This is a genomic window from Streptomyces ortus (assembly GCF_026341275.1).
In the GTDB taxonomy this organism is placed as follows: domain Bacteria; phylum Actinomycetota; class Actinomycetes; order Streptomycetales; family Streptomycetaceae; genus Streptomyces; species Streptomyces ortus.
This window is the reverse complement of record NZ_JAIFZO010000002.1, coordinates 7,397,600-7,412,862: the sequence shown is the minus strand read 5'-3', so window position 1 is coordinate 7,412,862 and position 15,263 is coordinate 7,397,600. Positions and strand designations below refer to the sequence as shown.

Below are 15,263 nucleotides of genomic sequence, written 5' to 3'. Positions count from 1 at the left end.
TTCCAGGAACTGCAGGAACTGCAGGAACTGCAGGAATCACTTGAGGAACTTGCTCGTCCTGCGGTCCGCGAGAGGCTTGCCGCCCGTCTGGCAGGTGGGGCAGTACTGCAGCGACGAGTCGCTGAAGGAGACCTCGCGGACGGTGTCCCCGCAGACCGGACAGGGCTCGCCGGTCCGTCCGTGGACGCGCAGACCGCTCTTCTTCTCGGCCTTGAGCCGGCCGGCGGCCACCCCGCGGGAACGCTCCACGGCTTCCCTGAGGGTGGTCCGCAGCGCCTCGTACAGCCGCCGGGTCTCCTGCGGGGTCAGCGACGAGGCCAGCTTGAACGGCGACATCTTCGCGACGTGCAGGATCTCGTCGCTGTAGGCGTTGCCCACCCCCGCGATCAGGCTCTGGTCGCGCAGGGCGCCCTTCAGCTGTCTGCGCTCGCCCGCCAGGAGCGCGGCGAAGCGGGCCTCGTCGAAGTCGTCGGCCAGCGGGTCCGGGCCGAGGCGGGCCACCCCGGGCACCTGCGCGGGATCCTGTACGACGTACACCGCCAGCCGCTTCTGCGTGCCCGCCTCGGTGAGGTCGAAGCCCTCGCCGGTCTCCAGGGCGACGCGCAGGGCGAGCGGGCCCTTGCCGGGGCGGGGCGGCCCGTCGGGCAGCCGGTCCTTCCAGTGGAGCCAGCCGGCCCGGGCCAGATGCGTGACGAAGTGCGGGCCGCCCGCGGTCTCCAGGTCCAGGAACTTGCCGTGCCGGCGCACGGCCGTCACCTCGCGGCCCTCCAGGGCGCCGGGCGGCGGGTCGTAGGTCTTCAGCACACTGATCGCGACGGGCAGCACGCGGATGATCTCGTGACCGACCAGGTGTTCGGCCAGGAAGTCCTTCAACGCTTCGACCTCGGGCAGTTCCGGCATAGGTCCCAGGGTGCCACCGACGCACCGCAAGGGGCGCGGGGAACCACCCGCCCGCCTCCTCACTCCCGGTCGGGCACCAGGAACTCGCACCACACGCACTTGCCGCCGCCCCGGGCCTCCACGCCCCACACGTCCGCGAGGCGGTCCACCAGCAGGAGGCCCCGGCCGGAGACCCCGGACTCCCCCGCCTCCCGGCGCCGGGGAAGCGCGCTGGACGCGTCCTCCACCTCGACGCGGATCCGGCGGTCCGGACCGGTGAGGGCGCGCAGCGTCACGACGGCGGCGCCCTCGGTGTGCATGAGGGCGTTGGTGATCAGCTCGTCGGCGACCAGCTCGATCTCGTCCGCGCGCTCCCGGGCGCCCCAGGCCCGTACCGCCGCGCGGACCATGTGCCGGGCCTCGGTGAGCGCCTCCGGGTCCCCGGGCCCCACGTGCTGCCGGACCCGCCCGCCGGAGCGCCGCGCGTCCCGGCCGCCCACCCGGCGGAGCAGCAGCAGCGCCACGTCGTCCTCGCCGCCGCGTTCCTCCGCGACGTCGATGAGCCGGTCGACCAGGTCGTGGACGTCGTCGGGTCCCGCGGCGACCAGCGCGCGCACCGTCCGCATACCGTCGTCGAGGTCGATGCCCGGCTGTTCGACCAGTCCGTCGGTGCACAGGAGCAGCGTCTGGCCGGGATCGAGTTCGAAGGTGTCGACCGGGTAGTCGAGCCGCCCGAACTCGGCGGAGAGGCCGAGGGGCAGGCCCCCCGCCACGGCGAGCCGGTGGCAGCCGCCGTCCGGGTCGCGGACCAGCGGGTCGATGTGGCCGGCCCGGACGACCTGGACCACTCCGGTGTCCAGGTCGGCCTCCGCGTACAGGCAGGTCGCGAAGCGTTCGGTGTCGAGTTCGTGCAGGAAGACGGAGGCGCGGGCCATGACGGTCGCGGGGGTGTGGCCCTCGGCCGCGTAGGCGCGCAGGACGATCCGCAGCTGGCCCATGACGGCCGCCGCGTGCGTGTCGTGCCCCTGGACGTCACCGATGACGGCTCCGACCCGGCCGCCGGGCAGCGGGATCACGTCGTACCAGTCGCCGCCGATCTCACGGCCGAGGGAGCCGGAGCGGTAGCGCACGGCGACGTCGGCGCCGGGGACGCGCGGGATGGTGCGCGGCAGCATGGCCTGCTGGAGGCCCTGGGCGAGGTCCTTCTCCCGCTCGTAGAACATGGCGCGCCGCAGGCTCTGCGCGATGCTGCTGCCGAGGGCGACCAGGACGTTGCGGTCCTCGGCGGAGAAGCCGTGCCGGTCGCTGTAGAGCAGCCCCATGGCTCCGATGGGCCTGGCCTGGGCGATGAGGGGCAGATAGGCCGCCGAGGTGATGGCGAGTCCGGTGATGTGCGGCCACAGCAGCGGGTAGAGCCGGGCGAACTCCTCCGGCGACTCGATGAAGCGCGGGGTGAGGGTGCGCACGACCTCGCTCATCGGGTACTGCTCGTCGATGCCGGTGACCAGGGTGCCGGGTACGAAGCTGCCCTCGGGGCCCTCCGCGACCAGCCGGATGCGGCCGGCCTCGACGAGGCCCATGACGAGGCTGGTGGCGCCCAGGTGGGTGACGCCCTGGTTGTTCTTCAGGACGTCGATGACGTCCTGGACCGTGCGGGCGTGGGCGAGGGCCGCCGTGGTGAGCTGGACGACGTTCGTCTGCCGGCGGCGGGCCTCGATGTCCAGGGCGGCCCTCTCGCGGCGGTCCTGGGCCTCGCTCAGCTCCCGGGTGGCGTCACGGATGATGCCGATGATGCGGCGGGGCCGGCCGGTCGCGTCGCGCTGGATGTAGCCCTGGGTGTGGGTCCAGCGCAGGGTGCCGTCCCGGCGGCGGACACGGAAGTACGCCCCGTAGTTCTCGCTGCCGTCCTTGAGGGACTGGGAGACGTGCGTGTCCAGGCGGTGGGCCTCGTCCGGCGGCACGCGCGACGCCAGGTCGCGCGGACGGTCGGCGTACTCCTCGGGGAGCACGTCGAAGATCTCGTGGGCCAGGGCGTCCATCCGCATGAGGCCGGTGTCCAGGTCCCAGTCGAAGCTGCCCATGCGGTTGAGCGCCAGGATCGGATCCGACCGGGCGGGCCAGTCGTGCGGGAGCGACAGAGCGCTCTCACCCCGATCCACCATGAGCCCACCTTGTCAGGGTTTACCCGAATCCTCGACCCGACGGGGCCTGGATCCCGGGCTGCTCACAGTGTGTAGACGCGGGACGCGGTGCCCGTGAAGATCTCCTCCCGCTCGCTCTCGTCGAACTTCCCGGTCAGCTGATGGGCGAGGTCCACGACGTCGGCGTACGAGGCCGCGAGCGTGCACACCGGCCAGTCGGAGCCGAACATGAGCCGGCCGGGGCCGAAGGCTTCGAGCACCGTGTCCGCGTAGGGAGCCAGGTCCTTTACCGACCAGTCCCGCGGATCCGCCTCCGTGACCATCCCGGAGAGCTTGCAGACCGTGTTGGGCAGCGCGGCGAGGGCCCGCACATCGGTGGCCCAGGGCTCCGGCTCCCCCGTGCCGATGGGCGGCTTGCCCAGGTGGTCGAGCACGAAGGTGAGGCCGGGGTGCCGCTCCGCCGCCCGTGCGCAGGCGGGCAGTTGGTGGGGCAGGACGACGAGGTCGTAGGCCAGGCCGGCGTCCGCGACCGCCGTCAGTCCGCGGCGTACGTCCTCGCGCAGCAGCCAGCGCGGGTCCGGTTCGCCCTGGACCTGGTGCCGGATGCCCTTGAGGTGACGGCCGCCCGGCAGCTCCCGCAGCCGGGCCAGTTCGTCCGCGACGTCGGGACGGGTGAGGTCGGTCCAGCCGACGACCGCGCCGATCAGCTCGCTGCTCTCCGCGAGCGCCAGGAACTCGGGGGTCTCCTGCGCCACCGTCACCGTCTGCACCAGGACCGTCCGGGCGACTCCGGCGGCGCGGGCCTGCGGAGCCAGCTCCTCGGCCGTGAAGTTCCGCCGCAGCGGCGCCAGTTCGGGACCCACGAGCCAGTCCTGGTCCCGTACGGACAGGTCCCACACGTGATGGTGGGCGTCCACGATCCCCGTGCGGGCGCTCACGGCAGCTCCCAGACGACCGGCAGGCCGGCCTCCGAGCCCTCCGCCGAGTAGTCGTGCACCACGTCCAGCAGTTGGGCCATCCGGGCCTGCCAGGCGATGTTGATCGGCAGTTGCTCCAGTGCGGCGAGCAGCCGCGCGTAGTCCTCGCACTCCAGGAGGTGGAAGAGGTCGGGGCCGCTGCGCCAGATGGTCCAGGACGTGGCGCCCGCGGCGCGGATCGCGTCCGTGAGTTCCGTGGGCACCTCGCGGTGGGCGGCCTCGTACGCGTCGACGCGGTCGAGGCGGACCTTGGTGTGCAGGGCGACTCTCATGACGGCTCCTCGGACGGGACCGGCGACGGGACCGGCGCTTCGGGGGGCAACAGACCCGTCTCCCGCAGCTCCTGCCAGAGGCTCGCGGGCACGTCCGCCGTGAACTGCCGGGCGCAGTCGGATACTTCGTGGGGCGAGCGGGCGCCGACGAGGACGGCGGCGACCGCCGGGTGGGCGGCGCAGAAGGCCAGGGCCGCCGCCCGCAGGGTGGTGCCGTGCCGGTCGGCCGCCGCCTTGAGTGCCAGCGCCCGGTCCAGCAGCTCGGGCGGCGCGGCCCGGTAGTCGTACCTCGCCCCGGCATTCGGGTCGGCCAGCAGGCCGGAGTTGAAGGCGCCGCCGATGACGACGGACGTGCCGCGTTCCCGGGCGGCCGGCAGCAGGTCGGCGAGCGCCCGCTGGTCGAGCAGCGTGTAGCGGCCGGCGCAGAGCACCACGTCGACATCGGTGTCGCGGACGAAGCGGGTGAGCATCGCGACCTGGTTCATGCCCGCGCCGATCGCGCCCACCACGCCCTCCGAGCGCAGCTTCTCCAGCGCCGGATACCCCTCGTGGAAGGCCTCCTCGGCATGGTCGTCCGGGTCGTGGAGGTAGACGACGTCCACCCGGTCGAGGCCGAGCCGCTCCAGACTGGCGTCGAGGGTGCGGCGTACGCCGTCCGCGCTGAAGTCCCACACCCGGCGGTGCGTGGCCGGCACCGCGAACCCGTTGGCCAGGTCGTCGCCGCCCGCGTCGGTGGGCTCCAGACGGCGGCCCACCTTGGTCGAGACGGTGTACGCCGACCGGGGGCGTCCGCGCAGGGCGGCGCCGAGGCGTCGTTCGGCGTGGCCGATGCCGTAGTGGGGTGCGGTGTCGAAGTAGCGGATGCCCGCGTCCCAGGCGGCGTCCACGGTCGCGTGCGCCTGCTCCTCGGAGACCTCGCTGTAGAGGCCGGCTATCCCGGCCGTGCCGAGGGCCAGCGCGGTGACCTCGACGGAGCCGCGGCCGAGCGCATGGGTGCGCAGGTGCGTCCGCATGCCGGTCACCGGCCCGCCGGGCGCAGCCGCAGCCCGTGCATACCGCCGTCGACCGCGAGGGCGGTACCGGTGGTGGCGCCCGACAGCGGGCTCGCCAGGTAGGCGATGGCGCCCGCGACTTCGTCGGCCGAGACGAGGCGTCCGGTGGGCTGGCGGGCCTCCAGCGCGGCCCGCTCGGCGGCCGGGTCGGGCGCGGCGTCCAGGAGGCGGCCGACCCACGGGGTGTCGGCCGTGCCGGGGTTCACGCAGTTGACGCGGATGCCCTCACGGACGTGGTCGGCGGCCATGGCGAGGGTCAGCGACAGGACCGCGCCCTTGGACGCGGAGTACAGGGCGCGCTGCGGCAGGCCCGCGGTGGCGGCGATGGAGCAGGTGTTGACGACGGCGGCGTGCGCCGACTTCCGCAGGTGCGGCAGGGCGGCCCTGGCCGTGCGGACCATACCGACGACGTTGACGTCCAGGACGCGGTGCCAGGCCTCGTCGTCGTTGTCCTCGACGGTGCCCTGGGCGCCGATGCCCGCGTTGTTGACCAGCACGTCCAGGCCGCCGAGGTCGGCGATCGCGGCGGCGACGGCCCGGCGTACGGACTCGTCGTCGGCGACGTCGGCCCGGTAGCCGAGCAGGGGTTTGCGCACACCCTCCGGGTCCAGGTCGAGTACGGCGACCTGGGCGCCCCGGGCGGCGAGGAGTTCCGCGGTCGCCCGGCCGATCCCGGAGGCGCCGCCCGTCACCAGCGCCTTGAGACCCTCGAAGTCACTCATGCCGCCTGCTCCTTGTGCTTCCGCGCCTGCTGTTGCTCCCGCTCGGTCCGCTGCCGTTCGAGGTCGGCGGCCCAGAACGTGCCGCCGGGGAAGGTGAACTCGGCGATGGACTCCGGCCGCATGGTCGCCGAGAAGCCGGGCAGGGTGGGTGCCATGTAGCGACCCTCTCCGATCACCACCGGGTCGAGGAAGTGGTCGTGCAGATGGTCGACGTACTCGATCACGCGGTTCTCGGTCGTCCCCGAGAGCGCCACGTAGTCGAACATCGAGAAGTGCTGGACCAGTTCGCACAGTCCGACACCGCCCGCGTGCGGGCAGACCGGGACGGCGAACCTGGCCGCCAGCAGCAGGATCGCGAGGTTCTCGTTGACGCCGCCGACCCGGGCCGCGTCGATCTGCAGGACGTCGATCGCGCCCGCCTGGAGCAGCTGCTTGAAGACGATCCGGTTCTGTACGTGCTCTCCGGTGGCGACCTTGACCGGTGCGACGGCCTTGCGGACGGCGGCGTGCCCGAGGATGTCGTCGGGGCTGGTGGGCTCCTCGATCCAGTACGGGTCGAACTCGGCCAGCGCGTTGGTCCACTCGACGGCCTCGTCGACGTTCCACCGCTGGTTGGCGTCGATGGCGATCCGGATGTCGGGCCCGACGACGGCCCGCGCCACCCGGCAGCGGCGTACGTCGTCGGCGAGGTCCGCGCCGACCTTCAGCTTGATCTGGGTGAACCCGTCGGCGACGGCCTGGCGGGCCAGCCGGGTGAGCTTCTCGTCGGAGTAGCCCAGCCAGCCGGGCGAGGTGGTGTAGCCGGGGAAGCCGTGTTCCTTGAGCAGCGCGGTACGTTCCGCGGAACCCTCCCTGCCCCGGCGCAGCAGCCCGAGCGCGTCCTCGGGGGTGAGGACGTCCGCGATGTACCGGAAGTCCACCTGGGCGACGAGCCATTCGGGGGTGGCGTCGGCGAGGAGCTGCCACAGGGGTTTGCCGGCCCGCTTGGCGGCGAGGTCCCAGACGGCGTTGACGACGGCGCCGATCGCCATGTGCATCACGCCCTTCTCGGGCCCGAGCCAGCGCAGTTGGCTGTCGCCCGTGAGGTCGCGGGCGAGCGATCCCGGGTCCGCGCACAGCTCGTCGACCGGCCGTCCGAGGATGTGCGGGCGCAGGGCCTCGATCGCGGCGACCTGGACGTCGTTGCCGCGCCCGATGGTGAAGGTGAACCCGTGCCCCTCAGGACCGTCGGCGGCGTCGCCATCGGTGTCGTCACCGGTCCGCAGGACGACGTACGCCGCCGAGTAGTCGGGATCCGGATTCATGGCGTCGGACCCGTCGAGCTCACGCGAGGTGGGAAAGCGGATGTCGTAGGTGTCGACCGCGGTGACGCGGGAGGCGGCGGGTGAGGACACGGAGGTGCCTTTCGTTCAGGGACAGGGGGCGGACACGACGGACCCGCAGGTGTACACCACGTACGTCTAGTCCTGGGCCCGGCCGGTGGTCACGCGAGCGATCATGAGGGCGACCAGGATGATCCCCCCGTAGATCGCCTGGATCCAGAAGGACGGCACCTGCGCGAGGGTCAACAGGTTCTGCACCACCCCAAGAAGGAGAACGCCCGTAAGGGCCCCGAACATCGTGCCCTTGCCACCGTCGAGGCTGATCCCCCCGATCACCGCCGCCGCGAACACCGTGAAGATCATGTTCTGGCCCTGGTTGGCGTTGATCGCGCCGACGTAGCCGGTCTGCATCAGCCCGCCGACCGCGGCCAGCGTCCCCGCGACGACGAACACGCCGAGCATGACGCGCTCGACCCGGATCCCGGCCGCGCGCGCCGCGTCCGGGTTGCCGCCGATCGCGTACAGGGCCCGTCCCCAGCGGTGGTACTTGAGGACGAATCCGGCGACCGCGAACGCCACCGCCGCCAGCCACACCGAGATCGGCACGGTCAGGAAGGTGGTGGTGGCCAGCGTGTAGAAGGCGTCGGGCATCCCGAACAGCGTCTTGCCCTCGGTCGCGCCGACGAGCAGACCGCGCAGGATGATCAGCATCGCGAGCGTCACGATGAAGGCGTTGAGCTTGAGTTTCACGACGAGGAAGCCGTTGAACCCGCCGATGAGCGCGCCGACGGCGAGGATCGCGAGCAGGGCGACTCCGGCGGGCAGCTCCGTGCCCCAGCCGGACTGCGCGGCGGGCAGCAGCAACAGCGCGCCGACGGCGGGCGCGATGCCGACGACGGACTCCAGGGACAGGTCGAACTTGCCGGTGATGAGCACCAGCGACTCGGCGAGCACGACCATCGCGAGGGCCGCCGAGGCGCCCAGGACGGAGATCAGGTTCTGCTCGGTGAGGAAGGCGTCGTTGACGAACGCGCCGAGCACCAGCAGCAGCAACAGGGCCGGTACGAGCGCCAGTTCGCGTGCCCTGCGCAGGAGTACGGCCTTGGCGTCGGCCTTGCTCTTCAGCGGGCGCGGGGAGGTGGGGGCCGAGGCCGACGGGGCCTTCGTGTCAGCCATGGTGGTCCACTCCTTCGATGGAGGCGATCAGTTCGTGGTCGCGCCAGCCCGCCGCGTGCTCGGCGACGACCCGGCCGTGGAAGAGGACGAGGACGCGGTCGCAGCGGCGCAGGTCGTCGAGTTCGTCGGAGACGACGAGGACGGCGGTGCCGTCGTCGCGGGCCGAGTCCATCCGCGAGAGCAGGGATTCCTTGGACTTCACGTCGACGCCCGCGGTGGGGTTGATCAGGACCAGCAGCCGGGGGTCGGAGGCGAGCGCCCGGGCCATGACGACCTTCTGGGCGTTGCCGCCGGAGAGGTCGGACACGGGCTGGTCGGGTCCCTCCGTCTGGATGCCGAGGCGTTCGATCAGCTCGCCGGCGAAGCCGCGCCGACGCTCGGTGCCGACGAATCCGTACCGCCCGAGCCGGTCCAGGACGGTCAGGGTGGCGTTGTCGCCGACGGTCATCCCGAAGACGAGTCCCTGTCCGTGCCGGTCGCGCGGCACGCAACCGACACCGGCCCGCAGGGCGGCCGTCACATCGCCGAACGGCAGGTGCCTGCCGTCCAGTCGGGCGGTGCCGGCGGTCGGCGAGTGCAGCCCCGTGAAGGACTCGGCCAGCTCGATCTTCCCGCTGCCGCTGGATCCGGCGAGGCCGACGACCTCCCCGCCGCGCACGCTCAGATCGACGCTGTCGTACGCGTCCGACGTCAGGCCGTGTGCTTCGAGGACGACGGGCGCGTCGGAGTCCACGTCCCCCCGGGCGGCCTTCTCCTGAACGGCGGCGATGGACTCCCCCGCCATGGCCTCGACCAGGGCGGCCTTCGGCAGGTCCGCGACCGGCGCGGTGGTGATCCAGCGGGCGTCCCGCAGGACGGTCACGGTCTGGCAGACCTCGTACACCTCCTGGAGGTGGTGCGAGATGAACAGGAAGGTGACGCCGGACTCCTGGAGCGCGCGCATCCGCGTGAAGAGGCGTTCGATCTCGCGGTTGTCGAGCTGGGCGGTCGGTTCGTCGAGGACGATGAACCGCGCGCCGAAGCTCAACGCCCGGGCGATCTCCACCATTTGGCGGTCCTCGACCTTGAGGTCGGCGGTCCGCGCCTCCGGGTCGACCCGTACGTCCCAGGTGTCGAGGACCTCGGCGGCCTCGCTCCTCAGCCGGCGCCAGCTGATGAAGCCGCCGCGGCCGGTCGGCTGCCGGTTGATGAAGAGGTTCTCGGCGACCGTCAACTCCGGGACGACGGTGGGCTTCTGGTAGACGCAGGCCACCTTGCGCCGCCAGGCGTCGCGGTCGGTCAGCGCGGGCGCGGGCCCGCCGTCGAAGCGGACCGTGCCCTCGTCGGGTGCCTGGAGGCCGGTGAGGACGTTGACGAGGGTGGACTTGCCCGCGCCGTTGCGGCCGACGAGCGCGTGGGACTCGCCCGCGCGCACGGTCAGTCGTCCGTCGGCGAGGGCGACCGTGGGGCCGTACCGCTTGGTGATGCCCCGCGCCTCAACGAGTGGAGTACCCGGCTGAGTACTCATTTGACGGTGTTGCCCCACAGCTCGGGGTCGTCGACGTTGTCCTTGGTCACCAGCGGCGCGGGCAGCTGGTCCTCAAGGATGCCGCCGGACAGCTCGACGATCTCCGAGTCGTGGTCGGTGGGACCCGGCTCGAAGGTCTTCCCCTCCATCGCCGCCTTGATGTAGTACATGCCGTACTTGGCGTAGAGGTCGGCCGGCTGCGAGACCGTGGCGTCGATCTGGCCCTTGCGGATCGCGGCGTACTCCTGCGGGATGCCGTCGTTCGAGACGATCGAGATGTGGCCCTTCTCGCCGGCCTTCTTCAGCAGTCCCTTGGACTTGAGGGTCTGCAGCGTGGGCGCGAGGTACACGCCGCCCGCCTGCATGTAGATGCCCTTGAGGTCGGGGTTGGCGTTCAGGAGGGTGTCCAGCTTCGAGGCCGCCGTGTCGGACTCCCACTTGGCGGGGATCTCCAGGACCTTCAGCTTCGGGAACTTCTTCCTGACGCAGGTCCGGAAGGCCTCGGAGCGGTCGCGGCCGTTGACCGAGGCGAGGTCGCCCATGATCTGCACGACCTTGCCCGAGGGGATCTGCTTGCCGAGGTACTCGCAGGCCTTCTCCCCGTACGCCACGTTGTCGGCGCGGACGACCATCGCGACCTTGCCCTTCTCGGGCGCCACGTCGACGGCGACCACGGGCACGCCCTTGCGTTCGGCCTGGTCGAGCCCGGCGGAGATCGCGGCGCTGTCCAGGGGGGCCACGACGAGGCCCTTCACACCCTGGTTGAGCTGGTTGTTGATGTCGGTGATCTGCTGCGAGGGGTCACTGTTGGAGTTGACGGTCTTGAGGGCGTCCACGCCCTCGGACTTCGCCATCTTCGGCACGTAGTCGTTGTACGACTGCCAGAACGGCGAGGTCAGCAGGGGCAGGATCACCCCGACCTTGCCGCTCCCGCCGCCCTTGCCGCCGCCGGAGTCGACGGTGTCCTTGGTGCTGCCGCATGCCGTGAGCGCGAGGGCGGCGCAGACGGCCGCGGCCGTCGCACCCATCGCTCGCGAGGCGTTTCGCCCGTTCCTGTACCGCACAGTTCTGCCGGCCATCTATCGGCTCCTCATTGAGCGTCATCAAGCGTGATCCAGCGTGATCGAGCAGGTGCCACGCATATTTATCAGACCACTTCGCTCCGACAACACCCCTGGGCCGCGATTTTCACTGTTTTCGCGCGTAGTGGTCCGACCACCTGAGTCGTTAGACTGCGGCGCACCCGGCGACAGGAGGACATGGCGTGGACGAGAGCCTGCCCGAGGCGGCGAGGGCGGCCCCGGCCGCGGCCCCCTCTCCGGCCCCCCAGAAGGGGACCGTGACGCAGCGCGCCATCGACCGGATCAAGGCGATGATCGGCGAGGGCCGGCTGGAGCCGGGCGCGCGGCTGCCGACCGAGCGCGAGCTGGCCGCGCAGCTCGGCATCTCGCGCAGCTCGATGCGCGAGGCGATCCGGGCGCTCACGGTGCTGGGCGTACTGGAGGCCCGGCACGGGTCCGGCATCTACGTCACGCAGTTGGAGGCCGGGGATCTGCTGGAGACCTTCGGCGTGGTCGCGGACCTGTCCCGCGGCCCCCGGCTGGTCGAACTCCTCGAAGTGCGGCGGGTCCTGGAGTCGACGGCGACGGCGCTGGCCGCCGCGCGGATCACCGCGGACCAGCTCGCCGAGGTGGAGAAGCACCTGACCGCCATGAACGCCACGGACGATCCGGAGGTGATCCTCTCCCACGACCTTGCGTTCCACCGGGTCATCGCGGGGGCCGCGGGCAACGAGACGATGGCGGCCATCCTGGACGGGCTGTCCTCGCGGACGTTCCGGGCGCGGGTGTGGCGGGGGTATCAGGAGGAGGGCGCGTTCGAGCGGACGCGGCGGGAGCACGCGGCGATCCACCGGGCGCTGGTCGCCCATGATCCGGAGGCGGCGCGGGCCGCGGCGGCGGCGCATGTGGGCGAGGTCGAGCAGTGGCTCCGGAGCCAGCTCCAGCCGTAGGCCGAGGTGGGGGCGGGCCGGCCGGGATGATGAAGCGCGCGCAGGTCGGTGGAGCCGTTCGCGCAGTTCCCCGCGCCCCCGAAAACGAAAGGCCGGCCCGCGCGGTTCCCCCGCGCCCCTGGGAACCGGGGCGCGGGGAACTGAGCAGGTGAGCACCGGCGTGTTCGTCGCCGAGGTGGAACCTCAGGCGCGCGTCAGGCGCAGCGTCACCAGCTCGAACGGCCGGAGCCGCAGCGTGAGGCGGTTGCCGTCGCGGTCGGGGGCCGTGGCGTCCGGGAGCGGACGCTCCAGGAGGTCCGTCACCGTGACCGACCCGACCTCGAAGCCCGCCGTGAGTGTCGCCCGACTGCGCCCGCCCCTCGACTCGTGGAAGCGGACGACGACGTCACCGCTGCCGTCGTCGGCCAGCTTCAGCGCCGTCACCACGACCGCGTCCTGCGCCACGGTCACCAGCGGCGCGACCTCCGAGGCCCCGCCGGCCACCTTCCGCTGGGGCAGGTTGATCCGCCAGCCCTCGCGCACCGCGTCCCCGATTCCGGCCCCCGGCACCAGCGCGTGCCGGAAGCGATGCACGCCCTGGTCGGTCTCCGGGTCGGGGAAGCGCGGGGCCCGCAGCAGCGACACCCGGACCGTGGTGGTCGTACCGCCGTCGCCCCGCACCGTACGCGTCACGTCATGGCCGTACGTCGAGTCGTTGACGACGGCGACTCCCCAGCCGGGCTCCTCCAGGTGGACGAACCGGTGGTTGCAGGCCTCGAACTTGGCGGCCTCCCACGACGTGTTGGTGTGCGTCGGCCGGAAGAAGTGCCCGAACTGCGTCTCGGACGCGTACCGCTCGGCGTGCACGTCGAGCGGGAAGGCCAGCTTCAGGAACTTCTCCGTCTCGTGCCAGTCGACCTCGGTGTCGAGGTCGAGCCGCCACTCCCCCGGCGCGAGCGACAGCACCTGGGTGACCTTCGAGTCCCCGAAGCTCCGTACGATCCGGACCGAGACCCCGTCGTCCCCGGGGACCACCTCGTCGGCGTCGACCAGGTCGGTGACCGTGTTCCGGTAGAACTCGTCGACGTCCCAGGCGTCCCACATGTTCGGGAAGTCCGGGTGGATCTGCAGCAGGTTGGCCGCCTCGCCGGGTGCGAGGGTCTCGCGGTCCGCGGCGAGGTCGAACGCGGAGACCACGAGTCCGCGCTCGTCGATCTCGATCCGCAGACATCCGTTGTCGAGGACGAAGCCGCCGTCCGTGCGCGGCACGAGGGTGCACTCGCCGCCGACGGCCGGCGTCCGCGCGCCACCGGCGGGCACGCCGTCGCGGGTGTGCGGCGCCGAGTTGAAGGCGAGGGTGGTCGTCCCCTCCCCGGCCAGCGCGCGCTGCGCGGCGCCGATGATCCCGTTCAGTTCCTGGGCGACCGCCTCATAGGTCCTACGGGCCTCGCGGTGCACCCAGGCGATGGACGACCCGGGCAGGATGTCGTGGAACTGGTGCAGCAGGACCGTCTTCCAGAGCCGGTCGAGCTCCTCGTACGGGTAGGTGAACTTCGTCCGGACCGCCGCCGTCGCCGCCCACAGCTCGGCCTCGCGCAGCAGGTGCTCGCTGCGGCGGTTGCCCTGCTTGGTCTTCGCCTGGCTGGTGAGGGTGGCGCGGTGCAGCTCCAGGTACAGCTCGCCGACCCACACCGGGGCGTTCGGGTACTCGGCCTCCGCCTTCTCGAAGAACTTCTCCGGGGCCTCCCAGACCACGGTCGCCGAGCCTTCGAGGTCCCGCAGACGGGCCGCCTTGGCGACCATCTCCCGGGTCGTGCCGCCGCCCCCGTCACCCCAGCCGGTGGGCGCGAGGGAGTGCCGGGCGACACCTTTGTCCTTGAAGTTGTTCGCCGCGTGGGCGATCTCGCTGCCCTTCATCGAGCAGTTGTACGTGTCGACGGGCGGGAAGTGCGTGAAGATCCGCGTGCCGTCGATGCCCTCCCACTGGAAGGTGTGGTGCGGGAACTTGTTGGTCTGCGACCAGGAGATCTTCTGCGTGAGCAGCCACTTGGAGCCGGCGGCCTTGATGATCTGGGGCAGTCCGGCGGCGAAGCCGAAGGTGTCGGGCAGCCAGGCCTCGTCGTTGTCGACACCGAACTCGTCGATGAAGAACCGCTTGCCGTGGACGAACTGGCGGGCCATGGCCTCCGAGCCGGGCATGTTGGTGTCGGACTCGACCCACATGCCGCCGGCGGGCACGAACCGGCCGTCGGCGACCGCCTTCTTCACCCGGGTCCACACCTCGGGCCGGTGCTCCTTCACCCAGGCCCACTGCTGGGCCTGGGACATGGCGAAGACGAAGTCGGGCTCGTCCTCCAGGAGGGCGGTCATGTTCGACGTGGTCCTGGCGACCTTGCGGACGGTCTCGCGCAGCGGCCACAGCCACGCCGAGTCGATGTGCGCGTGGCCGACCGCGCTGATGCGGTGGGCGGAGGGGACCGCCGGAGCCGCCAGCACCTCCGCCAGCCGGGAGCGGGCCTCGGCGGCCGTGGCGCCCACGTTCTGCAGGTCGACGGCGTCGAGGGCCTTCTCCACGGCGCGCAGGATGTCCCAGCGGCGCGCGGACTCGACCGGCAGCTCGGCCATCAGTTCGCCGAGGACCTCCAGGTCGATGACGAGCTGCCACACCGTCTCGTCGAGGACGGCGAGGTCCATCCGCGCCAGTTTGTACTGCGGTTCGCCGCCGGCCGTCTCCTTGTCACCGAGCTGTGTCGGCAGGAAGGGGTGGTAGTCGAGGATGACGGGGTTCGAGGCGGCCTCGATGTGCAGGCGCACCTCCTCGCCGCCGGCGACGGGCGCCCCGATCCGTACCCACTGGTTGCGCGGGTTGAGGCCCTTCACGGGGGTTCCGTCGGGCCGGTAGACGAGGCCCTCGCACTGGAAGCCGGGCATGTTCTCGTCGAAGCCGAGGTCGAGGATCGCCTCGACGGTCTTCCCGGCCCACTCCTCGGGCACGGTGCCCGTGACGCGGAACCAGCTGGTGCCCCAGGGAGCACCCCACCTGTCGCCGACCGCCACCGGAGACGGCGTGGCCGCCAGCCCCTCCTCGACGGGCACCGGCTCGCCGGGCGCGTTCCACACCGCCACTTCCAGCGGCAGGGATTCGGCGTACACGGCGGGTCGTATGCGCTCGTCGAGCACGCGCTTGAGGCGGGCTTCGACCAGGCCGCGGTCGTCATGCATGTG

Annotated in this window: 12 protein-coding genes; 1 reads left to right on the top strand and 11 read right to left on the bottom strand. The window is 71.8% G+C overall.

Going from position 1 to position 15,263, the window contains the following annotated elements:
- Positions 1-36: 36 nt before the first annotated feature.
- The 10 genes from K3769_RS35390 to K3769_RS35345 form a co-directional block, all read right to left on the bottom strand.
- Positions 37-900 carry an Fpg/Nei family DNA glycosylase gene (locus tag K3769_RS35390; RefSeq protein ID WP_267030306.1) on the bottom strand — a complete coding sequence of 288 codons (864 nt, stop codon included), beginning with the start codon at positions 898-900 and terminating at the stop codon, positions 37-39.
- A gap of 59 nt (positions 901-959) precedes the next feature.
- On the bottom strand, positions 960-3,041 hold the full coding sequence (locus tag K3769_RS35385; protein WP_267030305.1) for a SpoIIE family protein phosphatase: 2,082 nt from the start codon (positions 3,039-3,041) through the stop codon (positions 960-962).
- A 62-nt stretch (positions 3,042-3,103) separates the two neighbouring features.
- Positions 3,104-3,958 carry an amidohydrolase family protein gene (locus K3769_RS35380; RefSeq protein ID WP_267030304.1) on the bottom strand — a complete coding sequence of 285 codons (855 nt, stop codon included), beginning with the start codon at positions 3,956-3,958 and terminating at the stop codon, positions 3,104-3,106.
- Complete coding sequence (locus K3769_RS35375; RefSeq protein WP_267030303.1) at positions 3,955-4,269, bottom strand: L-rhamnose mutarotase; 315 nt, start codon at positions 4,267-4,269, stop codon at positions 3,955-3,957. Before K3769_RS35375 ends, K3769_RS35380 begins: the two co-directional genes overlap by 4 nt.
- Positions 4,266-5,282 (bottom strand): aldo/keto reductase, encoded by a 1,017-nt coding sequence (locus K3769_RS35370; protein WP_267030302.1) that lies wholly within the window; start codon positions 5,280-5,282, stop codon positions 4,266-4,268. The genes K3769_RS35375 and K3769_RS35370 overlap by 4 nt, the downstream gene beginning before the upstream one ends.
- A gap of 5 nt (positions 5,283-5,287) precedes the next feature.
- Positions 5,288-6,043 (bottom strand): SDR family NAD(P)-dependent oxidoreductase, encoded by a 756-nt coding sequence (locus K3769_RS35365; protein WP_267030301.1) that lies wholly within the window; start codon positions 6,041-6,043, stop codon positions 5,288-5,290.
- Positions 6,040-7,437, bottom strand: a complete 1,398-nt coding sequence (locus tag K3769_RS35360) for an L-fuconate dehydratase (RefSeq protein WP_267030300.1) — start codon at positions 7,435-7,437, stop codon at positions 6,040-6,042. Before K3769_RS35360 ends, K3769_RS35365 begins: the two co-directional genes overlap by 4 nt.
- A gap of 66 nt (positions 7,438-7,503) precedes the next feature.
- Complete coding sequence (locus K3769_RS35355) at positions 7,504-8,541, bottom strand: ABC transporter permease (protein ID WP_267030299.1); 1,038 nt, start codon at positions 8,539-8,541, stop codon at positions 7,504-7,506.
- The gene (locus K3769_RS35350) at positions 8,534-10,048 is read right to left on the bottom strand and encodes a sugar ABC transporter ATP-binding protein (protein ID WP_267030298.1); all 1,515 of its coding nucleotides are present in this window, start codon (positions 10,046-10,048) and stop codon (positions 8,534-8,536) included. Before K3769_RS35350 ends, K3769_RS35355 begins: the two co-directional genes overlap by 8 nt.
- On the bottom strand, positions 10,045-11,127 hold the full coding sequence (locus K3769_RS35345) for a sugar ABC transporter substrate-binding protein (RefSeq protein WP_267030297.1): 1,083 nt from the start codon (positions 11,125-11,127) through the stop codon (positions 10,045-10,047). The genes K3769_RS35350 and K3769_RS35345 overlap by 4 nt, the downstream gene beginning before the upstream one ends.
- 185 nt (positions 11,128-11,312) lie before the next feature.
- Between K3769_RS35345 and K3769_RS35340 the strand changes: the two genes are divergently transcribed.
- Positions 11,313-12,059 (top strand): FadR/GntR family transcriptional regulator, encoded by a 747-nt coding sequence (locus K3769_RS35340; protein WP_267030296.1) that lies wholly within the window; start codon positions 11,313-11,315, stop codon positions 12,057-12,059.
- Positions 12,060-12,242: 183 nt separating this feature from the next.
- On the opposite strand, the gene K3769_RS35335 is transcribed toward K3769_RS35340, so the two are convergent.
- Positions 12,243-15,260 (bottom strand): alpha-mannosidase, encoded by a 3,018-nt coding sequence (locus K3769_RS35335; RefSeq protein ID WP_267030295.1) that lies wholly within the window; start codon positions 15,258-15,260, stop codon positions 12,243-12,245.
- Positions 15,261-15,263: the final 3 nt, after the last annotated feature.

Coding starts and splice junctions, on each gene's coding strand:
- K3769_RS35390 (WP_267030306.1), bottom strand. CDS start 900: ATGCCGGAACTGCCCGAGGTCGAAGCGTTGAAGGACTTCCTGGCCGAA.
- K3769_RS35385 (WP_267030305.1), bottom strand. CDS start 3,041: ATGGTGGATCGGGGTGAGAGCGCTCTGTCGCTCCCGCACGACTGGCCC.
- K3769_RS35375 (WP_267030303.1), bottom strand. CDS start 4,269: ATGAGAGTCGCCCTGCACACCAAGGTCCGCCTCGACCGCGTCGACGCG.
- K3769_RS35370 (WP_267030302.1), bottom strand. CDS start 5,282: ATGCGGACGCACCTGCGCACCCATGCGCTCGGCCGCGGCTCCGTCGAG.
- K3769_RS35365 (WP_267030301.1), bottom strand. CDS start 6,043: ATGAGTGACTTCGAGGGTCTCAAGGCGCTGGTGACGGGCGGCGCCTCC.
- K3769_RS35355 (WP_267030299.1), bottom strand. CDS start 8,541: ATGGCTGACACGAAGGCCCCGTCGGCCTCGGCCCCCACCTCCCCGCGC.
- K3769_RS35350 (WP_267030298.1), bottom strand. CDS start 10,048: ATGAGTACTCAGCCGGGTACTCCACTCGTTGAGGCGCGGGGCATCACC.
- K3769_RS35345 (WP_267030297.1), bottom strand. CDS start 11,127: ATGGCCGGCAGAACTGTGCGGTACAGGAACGGGCGAAACGCCTCGCGA.
- K3769_RS35335 (WP_267030295.1), bottom strand. CDS start 15,260: ATGCATGACGACCGCGGCCTGGTCGAAGCCCGCCTCAAGCGCGTGCTC.